Annotated in this window: 20 protein-coding genes; all 20 read right to left on the bottom strand. The window is 31.7% G+C overall.

Translation table 11 applies throughout. From position 1 onward, the window contains the following. Nucleotides 1–2: 2 nt before the first annotated feature. A complete protein-coding gene (locus CGB83_RS16800) occupies nt 3–1,052 on the bottom strand; it encodes an ATP-grasp domain-containing protein (protein ID WP_100077635.1) in 1,050 nt (349 codons plus the stop codon). A gap of 13 nt (nt 1,053–1,065) precedes the next feature. Then, nucleotides 1,066–1,680 carry a sugar transferase gene (locus CGB83_RS16795; protein WP_100076849.1) on the bottom strand — a complete coding sequence of 205 codons (615 nt, stop codon included), beginning with the start codon at nt 1,678–1,680 and terminating at the stop codon, nt 1,066–1,068. A 5-nt stretch (nt 1,681–1,685) separates the two neighbouring features. Then, on the bottom strand, nt 1,686–2,594 hold the full coding sequence (locus tag CGB83_RS16790) for a glycosyltransferase (RefSeq protein WP_100076848.1): 909 nt from the start codon (nt 2,592–2,594) through the stop codon (nt 1,686–1,688). Nucleotides 2,595–2,634: 40 nt separating this feature from the next. Continuing rightward, entirely contained in the window at nt 2,635–3,792 is a 1,158-nt protein-coding gene (locus tag CGB83_RS16785) for a hypothetical protein (RefSeq protein WP_100076847.1), read from the bottom strand. 1 nt (nt 3,793) lies between these two features. Further along, nucleotides 3,794–5,029, bottom strand: a complete 1,236-nt coding sequence (locus CGB83_RS16780; protein ID WP_100076846.1) for a glycosyltransferase family 4 protein — start codon at nt 5,027–5,029, stop codon at nt 3,794–3,796. Continuing rightward, nucleotides 5,026–6,084 carry a non-hydrolyzing UDP-N-acetylglucosamine 2-epimerase gene (gene wecB / locus CGB83_RS16775; RefSeq protein ID WP_100076845.1) on the bottom strand — a complete coding sequence of 353 codons (1,059 nt, stop codon included), beginning with the start codon at nt 6,082–6,084 and terminating at the stop codon, nt 5,026–5,028. The genes CGB83_RS16780 and wecB overlap by 4 nt, the downstream gene beginning before the upstream one ends. Before the next feature lie 63 nt (nt 6,085–6,147). Continuing rightward, entirely contained in the window at nt 6,148–7,902 is a 1,755-nt protein-coding gene (asnB, locus tag CGB83_RS16770; protein ID WP_100076844.1) for an asparagine synthase (glutamine-hydrolyzing), read from the bottom strand. 1 nt (nt 7,903) lies between these two features. Then, entirely contained in the window at nt 7,904–9,037 is a 1,134-nt protein-coding gene (locus CGB83_RS16765; protein WP_100076843.1) for a TDP-N-acetylfucosamine:lipid II N-acetylfucosaminyltransferase family protein, read from the bottom strand. Beyond that, nucleotides 9,024–10,160 carry a dTDP-4-amino-4,6-dideoxygalactose transaminase gene (rffA, locus tag CGB83_RS16760; protein ID WP_100076842.1) on the bottom strand — a complete coding sequence of 379 codons (1,137 nt, stop codon included), beginning with the start codon at nt 10,158–10,160 and terminating at the stop codon, nt 9,024–9,026. Before rffA ends, CGB83_RS16765 begins: the two co-directional genes overlap by 14 nt. A gap of 7 nt (nt 10,161–10,167) precedes the next feature. Then, nucleotides 10,168–11,475 carry an oligosaccharide flippase family protein gene (locus tag CGB83_RS16755; RefSeq protein WP_100076841.1) on the bottom strand — a complete coding sequence of 436 codons (1,308 nt, stop codon included), beginning with the start codon at nt 11,473–11,475 and terminating at the stop codon, nt 10,168–10,170. Between the two features lie 10 nt (nt 11,476–11,485). Beyond that, nucleotides 11,486–12,358: a formyltransferase family protein gene (locus CGB83_RS16750; protein WP_100076840.1), complete on the bottom strand. Its 873-nt coding sequence runs from the start codon at nt 12,356–12,358 to the stop codon at nt 11,486–11,488. Further along, the gene (locus CGB83_RS16745; RefSeq protein ID WP_100076839.1) at nt 12,358–13,368 is read right to left on the bottom strand and encodes a Gfo/Idh/MocA family protein; all 1,011 of its coding nucleotides are present in this window, start codon (nt 13,366–13,368) and stop codon (nt 12,358–12,360) included. The genes CGB83_RS16750 and CGB83_RS16745 overlap by 1 nt, the downstream gene beginning before the upstream one ends. A gap of 14 nt (nt 13,369–13,382) precedes the next feature. Beyond that, nucleotides 13,383–13,955, bottom strand: coding sequence for an acyltransferase (locus CGB83_RS16740; RefSeq protein WP_100076838.1), 573 nt, complete (start codon nt 13,953–13,955; stop codon nt 13,383–13,385). A gap of 16 nt (nt 13,956–13,971) precedes the next feature. Beyond that, nucleotides 13,972–15,102, bottom strand: a complete 1,131-nt coding sequence (locus CGB83_RS16735) for a DegT/DnrJ/EryC1/StrS family aminotransferase (protein WP_100076837.1) — start codon at nt 15,100–15,102, stop codon at nt 13,972–13,974. A gap of 29 nt (nt 15,103–15,131) precedes the next feature. After that, nucleotides 15,132–16,322 (bottom strand): L-2-hydroxyglutarate oxidase, encoded by a 1,191-nt coding sequence (gene lhgO / locus CGB83_RS16730; protein ID WP_100076836.1) that lies wholly within the window; start codon nt 16,320–16,322, stop codon nt 15,132–15,134. Nucleotides 16,323–16,331: 9 nt separating this feature from the next. Further along, nucleotides 16,332–17,624, bottom strand: a complete 1,293-nt coding sequence (locus tag CGB83_RS16725) for a nucleotide sugar dehydrogenase (RefSeq protein ID WP_100076835.1) — start codon at nt 17,622–17,624, stop codon at nt 16,332–16,334. 126 nt (nt 17,625–17,750) lie between these two features. Continuing rightward, the gene (locus CGB83_RS16720) at nt 17,751–20,126 is read right to left on the bottom strand and encodes a GumC family protein (protein WP_100076834.1); all 2,376 of its coding nucleotides are present in this window, start codon (nt 20,124–20,126) and stop codon (nt 17,751–17,753) included. Between the two features lie 30 nt (nt 20,127–20,156). After that, entirely contained in the window at nt 20,157–20,966 is an 810-nt protein-coding gene (locus CGB83_RS16715; RefSeq protein ID WP_100076833.1) for a polysaccharide biosynthesis/export family protein, read from the bottom strand. 223 nt (nt 20,967–21,189) lie between these two features. Beyond that, nucleotides 21,190–23,157, bottom strand: a complete 1,968-nt coding sequence (locus CGB83_RS16710) for a polysaccharide biosynthesis protein (RefSeq protein ID WP_100076832.1) — start codon at nt 23,155–23,157, stop codon at nt 21,190–21,192. 198 nt (nt 23,158–23,355) lie between these two features. Then, nucleotides 23,356–23,592, bottom strand: coding sequence for a hypothetical protein (locus tag CGB83_RS16705; protein WP_157761441.1), 237 nt, complete (start codon nt 23,590–23,592; stop codon nt 23,356–23,358). Between the last annotated feature and the right edge of the window lie 3 nt (nt 23,593–23,595).

The following is a 23,595-nucleotide window of genomic DNA, read 5'->3' as shown; positions in this document are numbered from 1 at the left end:
TATTAATTACTTTTAAGTGAAAAATTATGAAAGATTGCTGTTGGATGCTCTAAATACTTCGCATTGCTTAAATCTGCAAATTCTTTTTCATTTATAAATAAATCCGACCAAGTTCTCAGTACCAAACCATTTTTCAGCTGTGGCATTTGAACTGTTTCATTGAAAAGATAATATTTTAGTACAGCTTCAACTTCATTAAATCCAAAAAAATGACGTAAAGGTGTTGTGCCACTAAATCTTCCGTTAATTTCAAAGATAACCGGTTTTCCATTAAAAATTCTAAACTGGAAATTAACGGGTCCGTCAGGATTCAATTTCTCCGCAATTGGAATAATAAATTCGTCATATTTTGATGTTGTATCATCTCTGTATGCCCTGTATGTATTTCCATCTCTTAAATCTCTTTTTAATGTTACCACCGCTATACATTTTCCATCTATCACTAAGCAGCCACAAGTAAATTCGCCTTCATTCTCCGGTAGAAACTGCTGCACAACCAAATTTGAATTTGGGTCATAGATTTCCATTAACTCTTCATGAGTATCTATTTTTTTTATACCTAAAGATCTAGCTCCATCGAACGGTTTTGCAAATAATGGAAACCCCAACTTTTCTTCTATTTCATACAATTTATCTTTATCATTTGCCATCACAGATAAAGGAAATGGAAAATTGTTTTTTTCTAAAAATTCAGCAGTTAAAAATTTATCATTTGCGATATTGATTACTTCTTCACTACTTACGATAATATGACAATTATAATTCTCGAAAAATGCTTTTTTATGTTTTGAAAGAATTGGTAATTCTACATCTGTTCCTACCAGAATAGCATCTATCTTATGCTCTGTTACAATTTTTTCTATTGCATCTATGTAAGATTCATCAGTTACTTTAGGTATAATAACTGCATAATCTCCCAGCCAGTGTCCTGTTGATCGAGGATCGGGATCGGCAGTGAAAATTTTTTTATCGAAATCTGAAACCTGTAAAAGTCTTAATATTCCTTGACCTAAAAGTGCTCCGGCTCCTGTTACTAAAATATTTTTTCTCATGTTGATAATTATATTACTTTTTTTGATCAAGTTTGTCAAATCTAGGCATTGTGGCGTGACCATCTGCGGTAATTCCGTCAGGAAATATTATTTTTTTTATTGTTAAAAATAATATTTTTAAATCTATGGAAAAAGACACATTATTAACATACCATACGTCATATTCAAATTTCTGTTCCCAACTTATTGCGTTTCTCCCATTTACCTGTGCCCAACCTGTAATTCCTGATTTAACCTGATGTCTCTTTTTCTGAAAATCCGAATAAAACGGCAAATAATCCGGCAGCAAAGGTCTTGGCCCCACAACAGACATATCACCTTTCAACACGTTTATTAATTGTGGAATTTCGTCTAAAGAAGTTTTTCGAACAAAAGCTCCGATCGATGTTAACCTTTCAGCATCAGAAAGCAAATTTCCCTTTTCATCTTTTTTATCATTCATTGTCCTAAATTTAATGATCTTAAAAATTTTTTCATTCAATCCCGGACGAGCCTGCAAAAAGAAAGGTTTACCATTATTGGAGATATATAAACCTATTGTAACTAATATAAAAATAGGACTTAAAAGCAATAAACCCAACAATGACAAAATTACATCTAATAATCTTTTTATAAACTTTTTGTACATGTTTCCTATTTTAACTTTAGTAAATTAAGTACTGCAAAAATCAGAAATTTTTTATTATCTCTCATTAAGGAAGTATTATATTTCCAAATGACACTATTTCTTTGAAAATAGGTTCCTAAAAATTTAGAATAAATTTTAAAATCTTCGGAATCAGGCTGAAGGTATTGTATATTATAATTAGCGTGTCTCTGATAATATCCTTTCAAAACCTGTATTGACTTTTCTTTAAAGGTAGAAAAAGATAATTTATTTAAGTGACCATGTACATTGTTATCATGCAGACGATAATGAATGTATGAATTTCCATCAATTACCACTTTGAACTTTCTTGATCGAGCAAAAAAATACACAAGCCAGTCATGAGAAAATCCATGCCAATCAGCAAATTCGATTTTGCTGACAAAATCTTTTAATTCCAGTGCAAACTTTTTTGTAAAAACATAGGTGCATCCGGCACTTCCTCCCTCAAATAAATAATCAAATTTTTTCTGTGGAAAGTCTTTTTTTAGATTGCTAAAAGTATTGGTCGATAAATTCCATTTTGTTAGGTTCGAACAATATAGATCTGCGTCTCCTCTGACTAGCGAATCTATTGCGGCTTTCATTTTATCTGCTAACCAAATATCATCCTGATCAGAAAAAGCAACAAAATCAAAATTTTCGTTACAGTTAAGTTCTGAAACCATCTTGAGAAAATTTTTTGCTGCAGAACCATTACCAGGATCATTTTTTACAATTGAAATTTGAGGATATTTTTCATGTAAAATATCTACAGTTCTATCCTTGCTATTATCATCACTTACAACAATATCAATATTCACATCTCTTTGATTTAGAATAGAGGCTATTTGTTCTTCAATATATTTCTCCCCATTGTAAGTTGCAACAAGAATTTTTACTATTGGTATACTCATTTATTCAAATAAATTTAGTTAAACTATTTTTTTAGCAGAGCTATAGTCTGTATAGTAATAAGTGTAGATATATAATAAAATTCACTATGATTATAAAATTGAAAATATTTACTTTGTTTTTGTTATTTACAATTGCATAGAAAATAAATGGAAACATAAAAACGTAATATTTGGCATTAGAATAATTAGGCAGTATAAATAAGAAAGATAAGATAGACGTAATTGATCCTGCAATAAAGATAAATTTTTGATTAGAACGTGGATCTTTTTTAGCAGAAGTATTTTTTTTAAAAATTAATCTTATAATTGCAATACCATATAATATATAAGCAGGAATGACTTTAACTCCAGAAGGAGTAAAAAAAATCCCTGTCATAAATGTAATGATTGGCCGCAGGAATATTGGATACTTATTACGAAGTCCCAAATCCTCTTCTCCTTGCATCATTCCATTGGCTTTATCGGAAAGAAATTCGATATTCGATATATATGACAATGAGCTGATGCCCAAAATTAACGAACACAATACAAGAGTAATCGCAATTAAAATTATTCTACGTTTTTTAAGATAGGAAAACAGACAGGCTATACTTGCAAAGGTCACAATTACAACACTATTACCTAAATCGAGTAATGATGCTAGAATTATCATAAATACAATTACCGGCCATCTCCCCCAGAAAAGGAATATAGGTATTGTCAATACTAATACAAACTGTTCTAAGGCTAAGACACTTACATGATATATAAAACCTAAAAAGACAAAAACGATGCACAGAACGTCTAACCTATAATTCCATTCTTCTTTAGAGAATTTCATTCCTAAATCATTCACAATTTTCAATGTTGTATCTCTAAATACCACAGCAATTAAAAACGGTAACATTGAAAAGATTGTTATTGCAATCCTGCCTAATCTTTGTACTATATCTTCTGTACACCCGTTATTCTGTATGCTAGACCAATAAGAAAATAATGTACTATTGGTATTGCATGAATTGTAATATGTAAACGTCCTTAATAAAGGTTCAAAATAGAAATAAGGAGTCCAAAAAGGTTGTGAATCACCAGTTACCAACTCCTGAGCACGTACTTCAAAATCCGGTTCATCACCAAATGGAAAAAGGTAAAGCCTACCTAATACTAAAAAAAAGATAAAAAAGAATACTGTCCGTATACCAAGCTTTGAAATCAACATATTATACTTCGGCTAATCTTTGATATAATTCTTTATATCTCTCAGCATTTTTTTTGTAATCAAATAAATCTTTTGCAATACCACTACGTCTCATTTCCTTTCCATCATTTATATATCTATTAATATTATCAAAAGTAAGCTCTTTAAATGTCTTGGGATTATAGGTAAAACCGAGATCATATTTTTTGGTTAAAACAGATGCTCCACCACATTCTTCATTTACTATGACAGGAATACCCATTGCAGTAAATTCAACAGTCTTAGTTCCTAAAATACTATAACCAACCGCATCTTCAAAACATGAGCTTGATCTACGATAAGGTAGCAATCCGAAATTAACATCAGACAGTTCTGCTTTCAATTCTATGGTATTTTTTGTTGAAGTTAGGATAATTTCATTACTAGGAATTTTCTTAAAAACTTCTTTTATTGCATCATGTGAAGATGTGGTTATAATTTTCAATTTACAATTTGGTGTTATTTTTCTTAATTCTGTATACAACTTCAACAGGTCACTTGTTGTATGCCATGTTGTTTGAGTTAATGCACCAAGATAACAATATATTATTTCATCTTTTAAGGTCTTTAAACTAGGTGCCAGATTTTCTGTATCTACGCTTAAATAAATCTTTTCTATTAATTTAACTCCAATTTTTTCGTATGATTCAGCCATAGTATCTGACACAACAATTGTAACATCCGCTTCTGATAGAAGTTGTTTTTCCATTTCTTTTAAAAATAAATAATTTTTATTTGGTCTGATATATTTATTCTTAAATGCATATTCTTCTGGAAAAAGTCCCCTTGCATCAAATATTACTTTATAATCAAAATGATATTTCTTTTTAATTTTTAAAGCCAAATATGTTGCACCATAACCTCTGCAATGAACAATATTTGGTTTTAAAGATCTCAAATGTTTCAAAAGATATGATTCTGCTCCATAAAATAAAAACTTAAATAGAAATCTATGCATATATACAACAGGTTGTAATGCAAAAATTGGCGTTTTTATAAATTTTATTGTTCCTAATATTTGTTTAACTTTTTCAACTTGTTCTTTATAGGCACCTTTTTCTCGAATGTGTCCACTATGTATAATCGGTACACCTGAGATAAAATAAAAACTGCCGTCCTTTATTTCATTTGTATTTGCTACAAACTGACCTAAAACTTGTGATCCAAAAACACCATACGATCGGGGTGTTTCTCCCCAAGTTAAATAGCATATTTTCATTTTAAAAGTTCTTTTATTATTATACCGCTAGCATCACCCCTCCCATATAATTCTTCTGAAAAAGCTATTTCTTTATTCTTTCCTTGATGATATGCCTCAAGAATCTTACTTTTATCTGTTCCTGTTAAGATGTTAGCTCCTACATCGACTAATTCTTCCCATTCTGTCTCATCTCTTAAAGTAACACATGGTTTACTAAAAAAGTAAGCCTCTTTCTGAAGACCACCGCTATCTGTCATTACGATAGTACAATTCTTTAGTAGCCAAACCATTTCAAGATATCCAACTGGTTCAGTAATTGTAATATTTTGTACAGGTATTGCAGATTCTTTTATAATTTTGCTAGTTCGAGGATGTAAAGGCAATATTACTTTTATTTCTTCAGCAATAGTGTCTAAAGATTCAATAATATTTCTAAGTCTATTGATATCATTAGTGTTTTCTGCTCTGTGAATTGTGCAGAGAACAAAATCACCCATGATATCAAAATTCGGTTGAGTTGCTATCTCTTTATAAAATAAGGCTCCATCTAGCATTACATCGCCACTTTTTATAATATTACAGCCAGTATTTTGATAATTTTCCGCATACAAATTTTCTACAGCTTTGTCAGTAGGACAAAATAGATAAGTACTAACCCTATCTGTTAATATTCTATTTACTTCCTCAGGCATCTTCATGTTGAAACTTCTCAAACCTGCTTCTATATGTGCTAGTTTAATATTTAGCTTTGATGCAACTATTGCTCCAGCTAAAGTTGAATTTGTATCTCCATATACCATAATAATATCAGGATTTTCTTTTAGCACAACTTCTTCAATTCGCTCAATCATTTGACCTGTCATCGCCCCGTGTGTCGCTCCACCAATTCCAAGGAAGTAATTTGGCTTAGGAATATGCATCTGTTCAAAGAAAATATCTGACATATTAGTATCATAATGCTGTCCGGTATGTACTATTACTTCCTCTATTTGCAGATATTTTTTTATTTCACGACTTACAGAGCTTGCTTTAATAAATTGTGGCCGAGCACCTAAAATTGTTAAAATTTTCATATGTGATTGTTTATTTTATTGATACATTGATGAATTATATAAATTTTAAAAAAATATCCATAACTACATCTTAAAACTATTTACTAAATACTTTTTCAACGTAATACCATTCACATCATTTTTATTAGGAGGTTCATAACCTATTTTGTCTTTTCTCCAAACAATATCTTTTGGTACAATCTCATTCATTGCTTCTCTTAAAATAAATTTAGAGAACCCATTATTAACCTTACAGATTGACGGTAAAGTAAATACAAATTCTACCAATTCGTGTGATAAAAAAGGAAGTCTTACTTCTAGAGAATGTGCCATAGAATTTCGATCTGCATATCTCAATAACTCTTGTAAACCACCTCTGAAAGTTGCATGATACAGCATTTCATTTAATGATGATGCGCTATATTTTCGATCAAACTGTTCGTTTTTATATTTTGAGTAAAGGTCTTTTTTAGCATCCTTTTTAATATAGTTATCTATTCCTGACTTTATTCCCAGTAATTTATCAATCTGCGCATCAGATAACATTTCTTTTAAGAAATTATTTCTCAGCCTTCTCGAAATATTGTTAATCTTGTTTGATGAATGTACTTCTTTATAAGTTTTTAACTGCTCCCTATAGAGTTTTTTATCTTTGCTCTTTAATTCAATAAAAAAAGAATCTATTAACCCGTGATAGCCACAAAGATACTCATCAGCACCTTGTCCATCCAGCAAAACAATTACACCATTTTCTCTAGCTAATTTCATTACCTCATACTGTGCCGCTATACTTAATGTACCAAACGGTTCTTCCTGATGATGAATAATTTTATCTACATTATTAAGCATGCTTTCTGTGGTTGGGAAGCAACTTATGCCTTTGGCATTTACAGTATCTAATACTTTATCAATATAAACTGATTCATCTTTAACGAAATTAGGAAATCTTGCAGAGAATGTTTTTTGTTCCACACCATTAACCTTCATATGATTAATCATGCATACAGTTGAGGAACTGTCCAAACCTCCGGACAAACTCGTTCCAACAGCAACATCAGAACGTAATCTTCTGCTGATAGAGGTTTCAAAAAGTCTGAAAAAAGTTTCTTTAGCTTCTCTAAAATCTACAAAGTCTAATTGGTTTCTATGATCTATATCCCAATATTTATGTTTCTTTACTATTTTCCCATTAGAATCTATGAACATATAATGACTTGGTTCCAGCTGATATATATCTTCATAAAAAGTTTCAGATAAATCATTTGAATTATTAATATATCCAAAATGCCAATAATTAAATAGCATTCGTCCATTCGTTTTTCTTGGTACATCAACTCTCCAAAGTGCTTTCATTTCTGACCCGAAATAAAAACTTTCATTATTTTGATAATAATAAAACGGCTTTTCTCCAAATCTATCTCTTGCACAGAATAATTTTTGCTCCTGTTTATCCCAAATAGCAAAAGCAAACATTCCGTCAAAATCTTCGAGGCATTTTTCTTTTTTATAATCAAAATTGGCCATTAAGACTTCTGTATCAGAATCTGACCTGAAAACATATCCTTTGGTACTAAGGAAATCCCTAATTTCTAAATAGTTGTAAATTTCCCCATTAAAAACAATACTGTATCGGTCTAAATAATGCATCGGCTGACTGCCTGCATCAGATAAGTCAATAATAGAAAGTCTTCGATGGCCTAATCCTACGTTCTCAGTTTCATCAATCCATTGCCCATCTCCATCCGGACCCCTATGCTCTATAGCATCGGTCATCATCTTTATTTGTTGATAAGTTAAAATATTTTTATTTCGACTTACAATTCCAACTATTCCACACATTTTACAATTCAGCTATAGTTTTATAATAATTTAAGCTTGCATTAACATTCAAAAGTTCCAGGATTAAATTCTTGTTATGCTTTCTATCTAGCGGATCCATTGGCTTTAGCTTTATAATTTCCAAATCACTTAAGGAATTTACAATAAATCCTTTATCTAAAAACCCTTTATAAAGCGGGTTGTTTTCATTAAAATATATTCTTGCGCCTATATATAGCATATATAGAATATTTCCTACAGCCTGTTGAATATAATGGTTAAAAACCGCAACCTTAACATTAGAAATGCTATTATTATACTGGTTTCTGTCTAAAAACTCACTCATGGCATTCATTCTTTCACCAAAATATTGACTTCCTAATGATATTATACTTTGGATATAATTATTATCTCCATAGCTGAGCGGAACAATTATTTTTCTATAATCTTCACTATTTAACTTTTTTAGTAAATTAAATGCTTCAGCATGATTATTCTCTAATGACCCTGAATTTCCTATCAAGATGTCTTCTTTTTTTGATTCAAAATCTGATTCCTGTAATTTCAATAATTCTAAATCAAGAAATGTAAATAAAACGAATTTAGATTTTGACTGAAATGTTCTATTGAATATTTCATGTTCGGACTGAAAAAAACAACAGAAATAATCCATACTTTGATTCAGCTTATAATAGGCACTGTAGGAAGGCATTTTTAAAAGCCTTAAACCAAAGTCAACAGCCTTAGATGAAAAAAATAATTTATTATTTTTTCTATATTTTAAAGAATGGTTATCATAAATACTTTCTTCATATGCAGGATGATTATACAATTCACCGCTCCAAAACATCATTATTAATTTAGCATCCTTAAAGTTGCTTTTTTGATGAATGTATTTGTAATAAAAATTCGTCGTTATTAATGAATTCAGATTAAAAAAGATTCGCCCATAAACCTTATTTAAAAAACTCAAATTACCATGAAATCGTCCTGAAAGACTAGAATGGATAAAATTAACTTTTTTACTTTTAATGTATTTAATTTCATTCGCTAAACAAATATACACATTTTTTCCTTCGGCAACTTGTTCGAATTTATCTATAATAATATCTGAATAGTTAGAATCTGGTAAAAAAATTAAATTAAATTTTTCCATTAAAAAATAATTTTATTTCTTTTGCTATATATAGCACATCTTCTTCTGTAAGTTCATAAAATAGAGGCAATCTCAATAAACAGTCTGAAAACCTGTCAGAGTTTATTAAGACTTCTTCTGAAAAATTATTTTTAACCATATATTCACTTCGATGTAGAGATTGATAATGAAATACGGCATAAATACCTTTTTCCTTCAAATACTTTATCAGATTAGTTCTTGTCTGAAGATCAGGTAAAACAATATAAAACATATGGGCATTGTTTACATTGTCTTCCGGGATTATAGGTAACTGTATATATTTAAGGTCATACAACTCTTTTAGTTCCCGATAGTAAAGATTCCATAAGTATTTTCTCTTTGATTGAATTTTATCAATATTTTCCAGTTGTGCAAATAAATATGCTGCTAAAAGGTCTGAAGGCAGATAAGATGATCCTTTATCTACCCAACCATATTTATCAATTTCCCCTCTAAAAAAAAGGGATCTATTAGTTCCTTTTTCTCTTATAATTTCAGCCCTATCTGCAAATTTATCATCATTAACAACAAGAAGTCCTCCTTCACCACAAATGATATTCTTTGTTTCATGAAAGGAAAATGCGCTGAATTGTCCAAAAGTCCCTAATCTCTTTCCTTTGTAAAATGAATCTATAGCCTGGGCACAATCTTCTACCAGATAAAGATTATGTTTTTTGCAAAGTTCTACCAGATAATCCATATCTACAGAAATCCCTGCGTAATGAACAGCAATAATTGCTTTTGTTTTTGGGGTTATCAGTTTTTCTATAAGTGATACATCCATATTAGGATCATTTTCCATAGAATCAATAAAAACAACTTTAGCCCCTTGCAAGATGTATGCATTTACTGTAGAAACGAAGGTATAAGAAGGTGCAATAATTTCATCTCCTTCTTTGATATCCATTAACAATGCTGTCATTTCTAAAGCACTTGTGCAGGATGTTGTAAGTAAAGGATTAGAAAAGGAAAACTTTTCCCGGAAGAAATCGTTACATAAATTTGTGTAATATCCATCTCCTGATATTTTTCCTCTTTTCACTGCATCTTGAATATATTCTAATTCATTTCCAACGATGGATGGTTTATTGAAAGGTATCATATTTATATTAATTTAGTTTAAGTATTTTTTTTACATCATTATATAAAAAAATAGGATTTATATAAGAATTAAAATGTATGTTATATTTAAGCTTTAAAACCATTATGCAGTATAGGCAGCTAGATAAATAAGCAATTACTGTTGCTGCTGCTGCTCCCCAGTACTGATATTTCGGTATGAGTATTAGATCTAAAATTATTACAATGAAAAATGATATTGAAGAACTTATCAGATTTAGTTTATTTCTATTTATCCCAGCAACATAACTTCCAAAAATGATCACGATTGAGAATGGAATAATTCCTATTAATAAAATAGGAATTATATAGATAATTGCTCTATATTGTACACCAAATATCAGATCTGATAAAAAATACACGGCAACTGTTAGTGAAAATCCCAAAAAAAGAGTTGCGTAAAGTGAAAGTCTCAGATATAATGATACAGTATTATTGATTCCGTTACTTCCTGTCTGAGAAATGAGAGAAAATAATATTGTAGAAACAGCTGTTGCGAAAAGCCAGGTTGTCTGAGACACCGTTACTGCTAATGTATATATGCCCGTTATTCCGCTTCCTACATATTTATATAAGATCCAAGCATCTATCTTGTATACAAAAATCTGAACAACATTAGCAATATAAACTGTTATAACGAATTTAAAAATTTCTTTTATCTCATTTCTGTTAAGTGCAGAGAACCCTAATTTTTTAAACTGTAGTTTTTTAAACAAAAAACTTAAATTTAAAAAAAACTGTAATCCTGTATTTACTAAGAGTAGTACAACAGCAGTATTAATAGATACGGAAGTGAACTTTTCAAAGAAATAATAGTAAATATAAAAAGATAATAGTAATAAATTTGATATAAAAATAATGATATTAACATGATTAAACATAAATTCCCCCCTCATAACGGAAACAAGAATATTGTTAACCATGAGAAGTAGAACGTAGATAAAAATCAGATAATAATAATTATTAATTTTTAAATTCAGCAAATCATGAGAGACATAATTATTTATAAAAAAAATAGAAAGTATAGTAACAACTGAAATAATTAATTGAAAAACTGAGAAATTAAATAAAACTTTAACTGTATCAATCTTAGAAGATGCTACAAAATAAATCACAGCACTAGGTAAACTTAAGCCGCCAATAATAGATGTCATTAACCCTAAATTCTGAAATAAAGAGTAATTTCCCCAATCTGACTGAGTAAGCATTTTTGTTAGAATAATAGTCGTTAGAAATGCAATTATGACATTTCCAGCCTGAAAAAAATACGACAGTATTATCTCTTTTTTAAATTTCATTTCTGATTTTTTACATGAATCTTGCCCTAAATTTCTTTAATGGCAGTAGATCAAGACCTTCTTCATCTTTGATTTCATTTACTAATAGCAGTCCTTCCCCACAAACTACAGTAGGACAGCCCTTCTCCATAAAGATAATTTTTCCAATATCTCTATTTTCAATAAAAACATCATCAACTAATTCCACATTGCCTATAGTGACCATTTTATTATCTAAAATAGCTTTTGCACCTTTATATGGAAACCCCACAGCATCTATAAATCTCTTAATCTTCTCAGATTTCTCATGCCAGTTGATTCTATAATCCTCATCATCTCTCCAAAGGCTATAAGTGGCATCTTCCTCACGTTGTTTTCTAAGTAACAGATGATTTGTATCTGTCAAAGTACTGAATATCTCTAAGACGATTTTTTCATAGCATATAGAAATTTGTTGAATAGCCTCATGAATTTTAATAGGATATTCTACAGGAATAGTTGACTGTGAAATAATATCCCCTCTGTCATATTGTTCAGATGCTATCAAAGCTGTCACTCCTATAACCTTCTCGCCATTAACAAGCTGATTAACAAGAGGTGCAAATCCCCTGTATTTAGGCAAAATAGAATCATGCAAAACAATAATTTTTGCTGAATCAGATTTAATCAATTTTCTCCAGCTGATTGCGAGAGCATACTCTGTCTTGATCCCTTCTGAAAGTTGATTATAACAGTACTTTACGTTATATGCAACACAAAGTTGTTCGATATCTTTAGAGTAATCGTTTACAACGTTTCTATCGGTTCCAATAACAACTTCATATATAACATGCACTTTCTGATTTTGAAGTAGTGAATGCAATACATGAAATCCCTTTTCTGTTGCTAAAAATAAAGTGACCATTATTGCAAACTGTAGATTCGTTCAATAATATCAACTACTTTTAGCCCCTCTAAGGCATTTGTAGTAATTGTGCTTCTTCCCTTCAAAACATCAACTACATTTTCTATAATATAATGATGGTTTGCTGCAGATCCTTTATATGCACCATAGTCGTTTCCTGGATTTGTAGGTGCTAACTGCGGCATCTGATAATCTTTAATGTGACAATACTCAACTTCATTCATATACTGCCCACCCACTTTTAAAGATCCATTTTCTGCAATAACAGTAATACTACTTTCTAAATTTGTGTTCCACACAGAAGTAGAATAGTTAAGAGAACCCATACCTCCATTTACAAAATCAAAAGATATTAGACCTGAATCTTCAAAATCTGTCAGCTCACTATGATTGAAATCAGCAAATTTTGCCTGAATATTTGTAATGTCACCAAAATACCAATACATTAAATCAATAAAATGGGAGAATTGAGTAAATAATGTACCTCCATCCAGATCTTTTTTACCGTGCCAGGAATCTGGTTTGTAATAACGATTGTCTCTATTCCAATAACAATTAATCTGTACCATGAAAATCTTACCCAACTTACCCGATTCTAGAAGTTCTTTTAACCAGACGGATGGAGGAGAATAACGATTTTGCATTACACAAAATACTTGCTTATGCTTTTGTAATCCTTTAAAAATTAATGCTTCTGAATCTTTTTTAGTCAAAGACATAGGTTTTTCTATAACCAAATGTCTCCCAGAATTCAAAACTTTCATACCCTGTTCGGCGTGAAAACCATTAGGAGAAGCAATATTGATAACATCTACCTCAATATCTGATGCTAAGAAATCATCTAAGCTATTGAAAAACGGTGCATCAAAATGATCAATTTGCAGGGCTGATCTTTGTTTAACATCAATAATTGCTACTAATTCTGCCTCTTCATTTCTGCTGATCATTTCAGCATGTCTTTTACCTATATGCCCACAACCAACTACGGCAAATTTTATCTTATTGCTCATGTCTCACCTAATTTTTATAATTTTATGACTATATTATTTTCTAGTTTATATATTTCGCCGCTTTCAGGACAAATTGCAGTAAAATTTTCATCAAATTCTAATCTTTGTCCAAACTCGCTCATCCAGCCAATTTGTTTTGCAGGATTACCAACAACAAGCGAATAGTTTAAAACTTCTTTGGTAACTACCGCTCCAGCACCAATGAATGCATATTCACCTATATTATGTCCGCATACAATGGTTGCGTTCGCTCCGATTGAAGCTCCTTTTCCAACATGAGTTTTTAGATACTCATTTTTACGATTAACAGCACTTCTGGGATTAATAACATTTGTAAAAACCATTGAAGGGCCTAGAAACACATCATCATCACACGTAACGCCCTCATAAATAGATACATTATTCTGAACCTTCACATTTTTCCCTAAAACAACTTTCGGAGAAATAACTACATTTTGACCTATGTTACAATTTTCACCTAGAATACAATTCGGCATAATGTGAGAAAAGTGCCAAATTTTTGTTCCGGCTCCTATTTCACAACCTTCATCTATTACTGCTGTTTCATGTGCAAAAAAGTTCGACATATCTTTTTGTTTATAATTAGTTATTAGAAAAAAAATTTTTAATTTCTGAAATAATAAAATCTGCTACTTCTTGGTCAAACTCTGTATGAATAGGAAGAGAAATAACCTCAGAACAAAGTTTTTCAGTTACCGGTAGCCTAAAATTTCCTTCTACATATTGTTGAAATGCTTCCTGCTTATATAAAGGGATAGGATAATAAACCATACTTGGAATATTCTTTTCACCAAGATATTTCTGTAATTCGTCTCTTTTCCCATTTTTTACCTTTAATGTATATTGGTGGAAAACATGAGTCGAATTTTGCGCTCTTTCAGGAACCTGAATTTCAGCAACAGTTTTAAGATTCTTATCATAGTAAGTTGCCATCTTATTTCTTGCTGTAGAGTATTCGTCCAGATATTTTAGTTTAACTTTTAAAACAGCTGCCTGAATAGTATCTAGTCTTGAGTTACAACCCAAAACTTTATGATGATATTTTTTTTGCTGACCGTGATTGGCAATCATTCTTATTTTGATTGCAAGATCATCATTATTGGTCATCAAAGCTCCACCATCACCGTAACAACCTAAATTTTTAGAAGGAAAGAAAGAAGTGCACCCAATGTCTCCAATGGTTCCTGTTTTTTTTACTGTTCCATCTGTAAAGGTATAATCTGATCCGATTGCCTGAGCATTATCTTCAATCACAAAGAGATTATGCTTTTTAGCAAATTCAATAATATTTTCCATATCGGCACTTTGCCCATATAAATGTACAGGAACTATAGCTTTAGTATCTGGAGTAAGATGTTTTTCTAAATCTTTTAATTCTATATTAAAAGTATTTTCATCTACATCTACCATAATAGGTTTTAAACCTAAAAGACCAATTACTTCAGCAGTAGCTACATAGGTGAAAGCGGGACAAATGACTTCATCCCCTGGCTTTAGATCTAAAGCCATCATCGCAATCTGCAAAGCATCTGTTCCATTAGCACAAGGAATTACATGCTTTACGTTCAGATATTTTTCAAAATCCTTCTGAAATTCTTTTACTGCTGGACCATTAATGAAGGCTGTATTATCCAGGCATTCCTGAATACCTGTATTTACTTCTGCCTTTATTTTATTGTATTGGCTTTTAAGATCAACCATTTCAACTTTCATATAATTTAAATTTGCTAAGTGTTTTTATATTAATTTTCTATTAGTTCACTGATCTTATTGCCAATAGAAAGACAAGAAGTTGCCGCCGGTGAAGGAGCGTTTCTTACATGAATAATATTTCCATTCTTTACAATATCAAAATCATCAATTAAAGCTCCATTTCTATCACAAGCCTGTGCTCTTACTCCAGCCCCTCCTGCAACAAGATCATGTTCTTGAATTTCCGGTAAAAGTTTTTGTAGTGCTTTTGTAAATGCAGCTTTAGAAAGTGAACGATGAACTTCTCCTAACCCTGTTTTCCCGTATTTTGCTACAATCTTTCTAAAACCAGGCCACATGAGTGTCTGCATTGTTTCATTAAAATTAAAATCAAAAAGCTTATAGCCTTCTTTTTTGAATGCGAGAACGGCGTTAGGACCAGCTTCTATATTTCCATCAATCATTCTGGTAAAATGAACTCCCAAAAATGGAAAGTTAGGATCCGGAACAGGGTAAATAAGATGTTTTACAAGATGCTTCTTTTCGTCATTGATTTTATAATATTCACCTCTGAAAGGAATAATAATTACATCATTCTCTTTATTTGTCATTCTTGTAATTTTATCAGAATAAAGACCGGCACAAGAAATTAATTTCTTTGTTTTGTATTCAGAATTATTAGTTTCAACAATAATCTCCAAACCTCTATTAACAATATTTGTTACTTTATTATTAAATTTAATTTCGCCTCCTAATTCTTCAAAAAGTTCTTTAATTTTTTTTGCAATTCCAGGATAATCGATGATTCCAGTTTGTGGAACCTTTATAGCTTTGATACCTTCGCAATGTGGCTCAATTTCACGAAATTCTTCTCTGGAAAGATATTTTAGATCTTGCAGACCGTTTTCAACTCCCCTTTTATAAATATTATCTAATAATGGAACTTCCTCCTGCGAAGTAGCCACAACAATTTTTCCGCAAAGATCATATCGAATACCATATTCTGTGGCAAAATTAATTATAGAATTGTATCCTTCAATACAATTTTTTGCTTTTAAGCTTCCCGGTTTATAATATATTCCACTATGAATCACTCCACTGTTATGACCGGACTGATGTAATGAAACATCATTTTCCTTTTCTAAAATTAAAATTTTATACCCTGGATTTTTAAGTTTGGCTTTGTACGCCGTTGATAACCCTACTAATCCAGCACCAACAATTATGATATCGTAGTTCATTGTAAACTTTTATAATCTCCCATCAACTAAATTCCTGTCCAAGCAAGCTTTAGTATCAAAAACAACTGCATTTTCTTTCTTCAAAGTATTAAGATCCATTTGAAGAAATTCATTATGAGAAACAGCAATAATCAAAGAATCATATTTTTTATCATCAGCAAGGACATCAAGAATATCAACTCCATACTCATGTTTTACTTCTTCTTTGCTTGCCCAAGGATCATAAATATCAACCTTTACCCCGTAATCTAAAAGCTCTTTATAAATGTCTATCACTTTTGTATTTCTTACATCAGGACAGTTTTCTTTAAAAGTAACTCCTAAAATTAGAGCTTCGGAATCTTTTATCACTCCACCTTTTGCTATAAGAAGCTTAACAACTTTCGATGCAACAAATTTTGCTATGGAGTCATTTACACGGCGGCCTGATAAAATAACATCAGGATGATAACCCAGTTGCTCGGCCTTATGAGCTAAATAGTATGGATCTACAGAAATACAATGTCCTCCTACTAATCCCGGTTTATACTTAAGAAAATTATATTTTGTTCCTGCAGCTTCAAGAACATCGTTGGTATCAATTCCTACTCTATCAAAAATTAATGCCAATTCATTAACAAAAGAAATATTTACATCACGCTGTGCATTTTCAATAGCTTTTGATGCTTCCGCAACTTTCAGACTTGGAGCTTTATGAGTTCCTGCGATAATAATTTTTTTATAAAGATTATCTACTTCTTCAGCAATTTTTTCTGTAGAACCAGATGTTACTTTTTTTACACTTGTAAGTGTATTTATTTTATCTCCCGGATTAATCCTTTCCGGAGAATATCCTACAAAAAAGTCCTGATTATATTTTAATCCTGAATATTTTTCCAACACAGGTACACATTCTTCTTCTGTACAACCTGGGAAAACTGTTGATTCGTAGATAACAATATCATCCTTTTTAATAATCTCTCCCAACATCTTTGAAGCAGAGATTAATGGATTAAGATCCGGAGCATTGTATTTATCAATTGGAGTAGGAACAGTTACAATAAAAATGTTAGCTTGAGAAATAGTTTCTAAACTATTGGTTGCAGAATATCCGATTTTCCCATCCGATTCCTTGAATAATTTTAAACTATTGTTTAGTTTTTCAATATCTGCCTCCATTGTAATATCTATCGCTTCATTCAATTGATTTACTCTCTGCTCATTGATGTCAAAACCTAATACAGGAAAGTGTTTAGCAAACTCCAAAGATAAGGGTAGTCCTACATAACCCTGTCCTATAACTGCTATTTTGTATATTTTCATTTAATTAAGTGCTTTATTTGAAGTTTAAAAAATTTTTATTAAGTCTTGAGTTAAAATCAAAGATATATTTAGGAAAAATCATTACAATTTATTCGAAGCGGATGACTACCACTCTCATTGTAATTTTTAGCCCATTAATTTTTTCCACCAAGGTTTATGAGTATCTGCTGAGTAACCATATCCATATTTCCCATAACCATATCCACCATGTGCTTTGCTTACGTCATTAAGTACCAAACCAACGTTTTTGATTTTTCTGTCTTTTATCTGTTTTCTTATAAATCCAACTAATTCTTTTTCTGTGTAACCAGATCTTGTAACATATACTGTTATATCTGCAACATCTGCGATTAAGAATGAATCTGCTACAAGCATTAATGGTGCGGTGTCTAATAAAATATAATCATACTTTGGCTTCAGACTCTCTACTAACTCCTGATACCTTCCATTAGATAATAATTCTGTGGGGTTTGGTGTAATGGCTCCTGAATAAATCACGTCACAATGTGGATTAAAGGAAGTAGGGTGGATAATTTCAGAAGCTTCCATTTGATTATCATACATAAATTCAGACAATCCGATCAAACCTCTTCTGCTTTCATTGTATCTCTGCAGCTGAGGATTTCTGATATCTGAACCAATAATAATTACCCTTTTTTGAGGCGTAGCTAATGTCAGGGCTAAATTTACAGATGTAAATGTTTTTCCTTCACCCTTTACAGAGGATGTCACAAAAATTACATTACCTTTTTTATTTTTAGGCAACATAAAATTAATGTTTGTGATCAGTATTCTAAAAGCTTCTGCTACAGGTGATAAGTCATTGAGCTGTACGATTTCACTATCACCTTTTTCTAAAGAAGGTAATTCCCCAATTACTGTAGTTCCTTCAGCAAGTTTTTCTAATTCCTGTTTGGTTTTAACTTTATTATTAAATAATTCCAGCAAATAAATAATTGCAAATGGAATTAACAATCCAATAACCAAAGCGACTAAATAGACTATTATTTTCTTGGGAGACACTGGTACAGGATTGGCTAGAGCATCATCAACAATTCTTGCTTTTGGTGCGGCAATCGCTAATGAAATGGCAGCTTCTTCTCTTTTTTGTAATAAAAGAAGGTAAAGTTGTTCTTTAATATTTTGCTGTCTCTCAATACTACGGAACATCTTTTCCTGAACAGGAATTTTTGAAATCTTTCCAGATAACCTGTTAAGTTCTCCTGAAATTGTATTTTTTGAAATCTGCAGGGCTGACTTGCTTTTCTGAAGACTCTGTAATACAGCACTTCGCATTCCGTTGATCTGTTTGGTTGCATCCTGAACAACAGGGTTAGCAGGTGTTGAATTTTCAAGCAAACGGTTTCTCTCAATAACAAGCTGGTTGTATGCAGCAATATCTGAAATGGTATTTGAATCAGCTAATCCAACATTTAATGGGAGTACCTGATAACTCCCTTGTCTGGTTAGATTACCAATTAAAGCATTCACAAGTTCAAGCTGAGATTCTATCTCCAGCTGATTCTGACGACTACTCATTGCAGTCTTTAAGGATAGCTCAGCTTCCGTCTGAATATCAGCAATATTGTTTTGAACTTTAAAATTTTCTTTCTCAGTCTCAACATTTCCCAGCTCTTTTCCAATCAGGTTGATTCTCTCATCAATAAAACTGGCAGTTTTCTGAGCTTCAGAATTTTTATCGAGATTTGCCTCTTTGTTGTAGTTAATTGCTAATGCATTCAGAATATCTTCTGCTTTATCAGCAACCGGATCGGTAATTGAAATTTTTAATACAGTAGCTTCTTTCTGAACCACATTAACACTTAACTTGCCTAGATAGTATCTTGCTCTATCCATGCCTGACATGAACTGAAGCCTGAATTCTTTTATTAATTTATCACTTGAAGATGGCTTATATTTTTCGTTTTTCTGAAACATAATTATGCCGAAAGGCATACTTACTGACTTATTAAATTCAGTAATAATATCTTTTTTGAAGTCTTCGGATTCTACAATAATCTTATTGCCATCAATTCTGGCAATTACATTCTTCGACGGATATTTAGCCTTTTTCTTTTCGCTAACAACGTGAACAATAAATGGTGTACTTTCGTTATAGAGCTCTGTTTCCTTGATTTTTCCAATTGCATATACATTGGTTTCCAAAGATTTTTCTCTTACTACAGAAAGCATGAGTTTTTTTGACTTAAGAATTTCAATTTCGTTATCCACGGAATTGGTTCCCATACCACCAATTCCTCCTAACTCAGAAATAACAGACATTTCAGGTTGTCCGGAAGTTGATTTTTTAACCTCTTTAATCAATAATGTTGATTCAGCACTGTAAACAGGTACACTATAACGCAAGAAAAACCACGCTAAAATAACGGCTACTATTGAACCAATTAGAAACCAATACCATCTGTAAGCATATGGTTGTATAAGTTCTCTGATATTGAGTTTTTCTTCCTGAAACTCTTCCTGGTTTTGATTATAATCCACTATATAAAATAACTTTCGTAAATAAATTTCTTAATTTTTAACCAATGCCAAGACCCCGATTACCAAAGAGGCAAGAACTGACGCTACGGAAATGTATAATCCTGTATTCGGGTCTACTCTTGCAGCTTTTTCTCTATTGGAGTTTGGCTGTACATAAATGACATCATTTTGTTTTAAATAATAATAAGGAGAATTGATAAATTGTGCACTGGTAAGATCTATACGATTCTGTGTTATAACACCATCAACATTCCTTAAGACCAAAACATTTGTTCTTACTCCGAATGGCGTAAGATCACCTGCTAATCCCAATGCGCCAAATACTGTTGTAGTACCATCCGGGACTACATAGGTTCCTGGCCTAGTAACTTCCCCTACTACAGAAACCTTGAAATTTATTAATTTAGCATCTACAACAGGATCTTTAACATACTTACTTATCAGTCCCATAAGTTTTATCCTAAGACTTTCAATATTTTCACCTTGAACGTTAACTTTTCCAATCTGAGGAAAAACAATATTGTAATCTGTATCTACACTATAAGTAGGACCAGAAACTGGGATTTGCTGTGGAAGACTATTGGAGCTAGGAGTGGAAAATTGTGTTATTGTTGAGCTCGAAGAATAAATCTGATTAAAAGGTTTAACAACATCTAAATCTTTTGCCGTTACCGTAATAATCAGCTGGTCACCCGGCTGTAAAGTTGATCTGCTATTTTTAATTGAATTGTCTAACACTATATTTTCAATATCCTTCATATAGTTGATCTCCTGCCTCGCGCCACAGGAAAATAATAGCATTAAAAGCGCGCTTCCGCAAATAAAGTTTTTCCAATTCATTGATGATAAATTTTTCACAAAAATAGGATTATTATTTTAGAACTTAAAAAAATATTTATTAATGTATGCCTACATCTTCTATAAGCACTAAAGAATTAAGAAACACAGGATAATTTATAAATCGCTCCACTTATAGCAAAAATAATGCCAAATTAAAACATATTATTTTTGCTAAAGATTTATATCCTATAGATAAATAAAATAATTCTATGTCAAAAAAGTATTATTGACTATTCCCGTCAATTAAACTTTCTTTTTTCTGATGATCCAGCAATTCAAACTCTGAATTATTACTAATAAATTCTGGAACAATATTTTTCAGTATTCGGACTACCTCCAATTTATCTCTTTTAACAGCTGCCGTTATGATCTTGATAATCAACACATCAATATCATTAAAACTCATGTACGGATCTTTGGAAATCATAATTTTATCATGATGGGTAGGGATCGTAGTGGTATTATTGCTTAAAAGTTCCTCGTAAAGCTTCTCTCCCGGACGCAATCCTACAAATGTAATTTTAATATCAATATCAGGAGTGTATCCTGAAAGCTTGATCATACGCTTTGCAAGATCCAGAATCTTTACAGGCTCACCCATATCAAATACATAGATTTCAGCACCATTTCCCATGGTACCCGCCTGTAATACCAATTCACAGGCCTCCGGGATAGTCATAAAGTATCTGATGATGTCCGGATGGGTAATAGTCACAGGCCCTCCTTTTTCAATCTGCCTTCTGAAATGCGGAATCACAGAGCCATTAGATCCTAAAACATTACCAAAACGAGTTGTAATGAATTTGGTAACATTTCCTTCAGAATTCTGTAATGATTGCACGAAAAGCTCTGCTGCCCTTTTAGAGGCGCCCATAACATTGGTAGGATTAACAGCCTTATCCGTGGAAACCATTACAAAACGATTGACTTTATATTTTTTGGATAACAACGCAATATTCTTGGTCCCTAATATATTGACAAATACAGCTTCGTGAGGATTGTCTTCTATAATAGGTACATGTTTGTAAGCTGCCGCATGGTACACCATTGAAAACCTATATGTTTCAAATACTTTTTCCAGTCTGTAACTATTGGATATATCAGCCAGGATAAATTTAAAGTTTTGCTCAGGAAATTTTTCAAGCAGTTCCAGTTCCAGTTCATACAGAGGTGATTCTGCCTGATCTAGTACAACAATTAATGAAGGATTAAACTGTGCTACCTGCCGGACGATTTCACTTCCTATTGAACCTGCGCCTCCGGTAACAAGAACATTTTTTTCAAAATGTCTTCTTTTTACTTCTTCGTTTTCAATTTTAATAGGTTTACGGTTCAATAAGTCTTCAATCTGGAGTTGCCTGATCCCTCCTACAAGGTCAGAATCTCTCATCTTACTGAGAGAAGGTGCTTTTAAAACTTTCAGGCCTCTGTCTAAAGCAAAAGTCATCCACTCTTCCAGATCACTTTTAGTCATGATTTCTTTGATAATTAATACAGCGTCAAACTGGTTAACTAGATGTTCATTCCTAAGGATCTGCTCCTGATTGTAAATTTTATGCCCTAACAATAATGCTCTGTTTGAATCGGATCTATTTGTAAGAAAACCGGCAAGCTGATAAGGATAGCTTGGATTATGAACAATCGCTCTGGCCAAGGATACAGAAACATCTCCTACGCCTATTACGGCAACCCTTATCTTGGAGGAATTCCCTTTGATATCCATCAGCATATTGAAAAACTGTTTCGTAAAGATCCTGAAGAAGAACATAATGGAAACAGAAATAAAGAAATATAAAAACAGGCTTGGATAAAGGTATAATGATGTTCCTACTGATAGTTCGAAACAATAATTAATAAACAATAAGGTAAATAATGTAGCACCAGAAGACAACAATATTTTAAAGAAATCAAAAAAGGTTGAATGACGTATAATCCCTGCATATGTTTTAAAAATGAACATAAACAGGATATTTACTGCTATAATAATAAGTCTTTTCTGAAAACTGTAAGATGCATAGTTAACACGTATATGAAGCTTTTTCAAGAAGAAATAAGCTAATAATATCGAAAATAGAACGATTAGAACATCAATAACAATAACCAACCAGCGGGGCAGATATCTCAGTTCCGTAATCTTCAATAGATTGTCGCCCCTATACAATGCCCTGAAAGCGTCATTTAGCTTTTTCATTCAACATCAAATGGTTTATAATTGAACACAAAGGTAAACATATTATTCATTTTGACAATCGTAGTAATCACTTATTTTGTTATGTGGCAGGTAAGACCATGTAACTCATTGAATTTAATTTTTAGCAAAAACCCATCTGTAATTGTAATAAAAAATCCAAAGTCTTATATACTTTGGATTTTTTTATCTTATTTGCTATCAAGCATCTATTGTTTTCTTTCTTTTTGCATGAAGAATAATTGTAGCTATTCCTGCAATAAAGAGAATCGGAACATGTTCATCAATAGGTGCAGGCTGTACAGGATCTCCGGGCGTACCGGGAACCGGATCCGCCTTTTCCTCTGCAATATCATCATAAACAAAAGGGTTATCAGACTGCTGTGCATAAGCAATACCTGAAAATACCATTACAATTACTATTATTAATTTTTTCATTTT

Source organism: Chryseobacterium camelliae (assembly GCF_002770595.1).
Taxonomy (GTDB): Bacteria; Bacteroidota; Bacteroidia; order Flavobacteriales; family Weeksellaceae; genus Chryseobacterium; species Chryseobacterium camelliae.
This window is presented reverse-complemented; position numbering and strand designations above follow the sequence as displayed.

Bases quoted from the DNA above. Each gene is read 5' to 3' on its own strand.
- CGB83_RS16790 (WP_100076848.1), bottom strand. From the start codon at position 2,594: ATGAGTATACCAATAGTAAAAATTCTTGTTGCAACTTACAATGGGGAG.
- asnB (WP_100076844.1), bottom strand. From the start codon at position 7,902: ATGTGTGGAATAGTTGGAATTGTAAGTCGAAATAAAAATATTTTAACT.
- rffA (WP_100076842.1), bottom strand. From the start codon at position 10,160: ATGATACCTTTCAATAAACCATCCATCGTTGGAAATGAATTAGAATAT.
- CGB83_RS16745 (WP_100076839.1), bottom strand. From the start codon at position 13,368: ATGAGCAATAAGATAAAATTTGCCGTAGTTGGTTGTGGGCATATAGGT.
- CGB83_RS16755 (WP_100076841.1), bottom strand. From the start codon at position 11,475: ATGAAATTTAAAAAAGAGATAATACTGTCGTATTTTTTTCAGGCTGGA.
- CGB83_RS16765 (WP_100076843.1), bottom strand. From the start codon at position 9,037: ATGGAAAAATTTAATTTAATTTTTTTACCAGATTCTAACTATTCAGAT.
- CGB83_RS16785 (WP_100076847.1), bottom strand. From the start codon at position 3,792: ATGTTGATTTCAAAGCTTGGTATACGGACAGTATTCTTTTTTATCTTT.
- CGB83_RS16705 (WP_157761441.1), bottom strand. From the start codon at position 23,592: ATGAAAAAATTAATAATAGTAATTGTAATGGTATTTTCAGGTATTGCT.
- wecB (WP_100076845.1), bottom strand. From the start codon at position 6,084: ATGAAAATTTTAACAATTTTAGGTGCTCGGCCACAATTTATTAAAGCA.
- CGB83_RS16750 (WP_100076840.1), bottom strand. From the start codon at position 12,358: ATGGTCACTTTATTTTTAGCAACAGAAAAGGGATTTCATGTATTGCAT.
- CGB83_RS16710 (WP_100076832.1), bottom strand. From the start codon at position 23,157: ATGAAAAAGCTAAATGACGCTTTCAGGGCATTGTATAGGGGCGACAAT.
- CGB83_RS16780 (WP_100076846.1), bottom strand. From the start codon at position 5,029: ATGAAAATATGCTATTTAACTTGGGGAGAAACACCCCGATCGTATGGT.
- CGB83_RS16715 (WP_100076833.1), bottom strand. From the start codon at position 20,966: ATGAATTGGAAAAACTTTATTTGCGGAAGCGCGCTTTTAATGCTATTA.
- CGB83_RS16740 (WP_100076838.1), bottom strand. From the start codon at position 13,955: ATGTCGAACTTTTTTGCACATGAAACAGCAGTAATAGATGAAGGTTGT.
- CGB83_RS16725 (WP_100076835.1), bottom strand. From the start codon at position 17,624: ATGAAAATATACAAAATAGCAGTTATAGGACAGGGTTATGTAGGACTA.
- lhgO (WP_100076836.1), bottom strand. From the start codon at position 16,322: ATGAACTACGATATCATAATTGTTGGTGCTGGATTAGTAGGGTTATCA.
- CGB83_RS16735 (WP_100076837.1), bottom strand. From the start codon at position 15,102: ATGAAAGTTGAAATGGTTGATCTTAAAAGCCAATACAATAAAATAAAG.
- CGB83_RS16800 (WP_100077635.1), bottom strand. From the start codon at position 1,052: ATGAGAAAAAATATTTTAGTAACAGGAGCCGGAGCACTTTTAGGTCAA.
- CGB83_RS16795 (WP_100076849.1), bottom strand. From the start codon at position 1,680: ATGTACAAAAAGTTTATAAAAAGATTATTAGATGTAATTTTGTCATTG.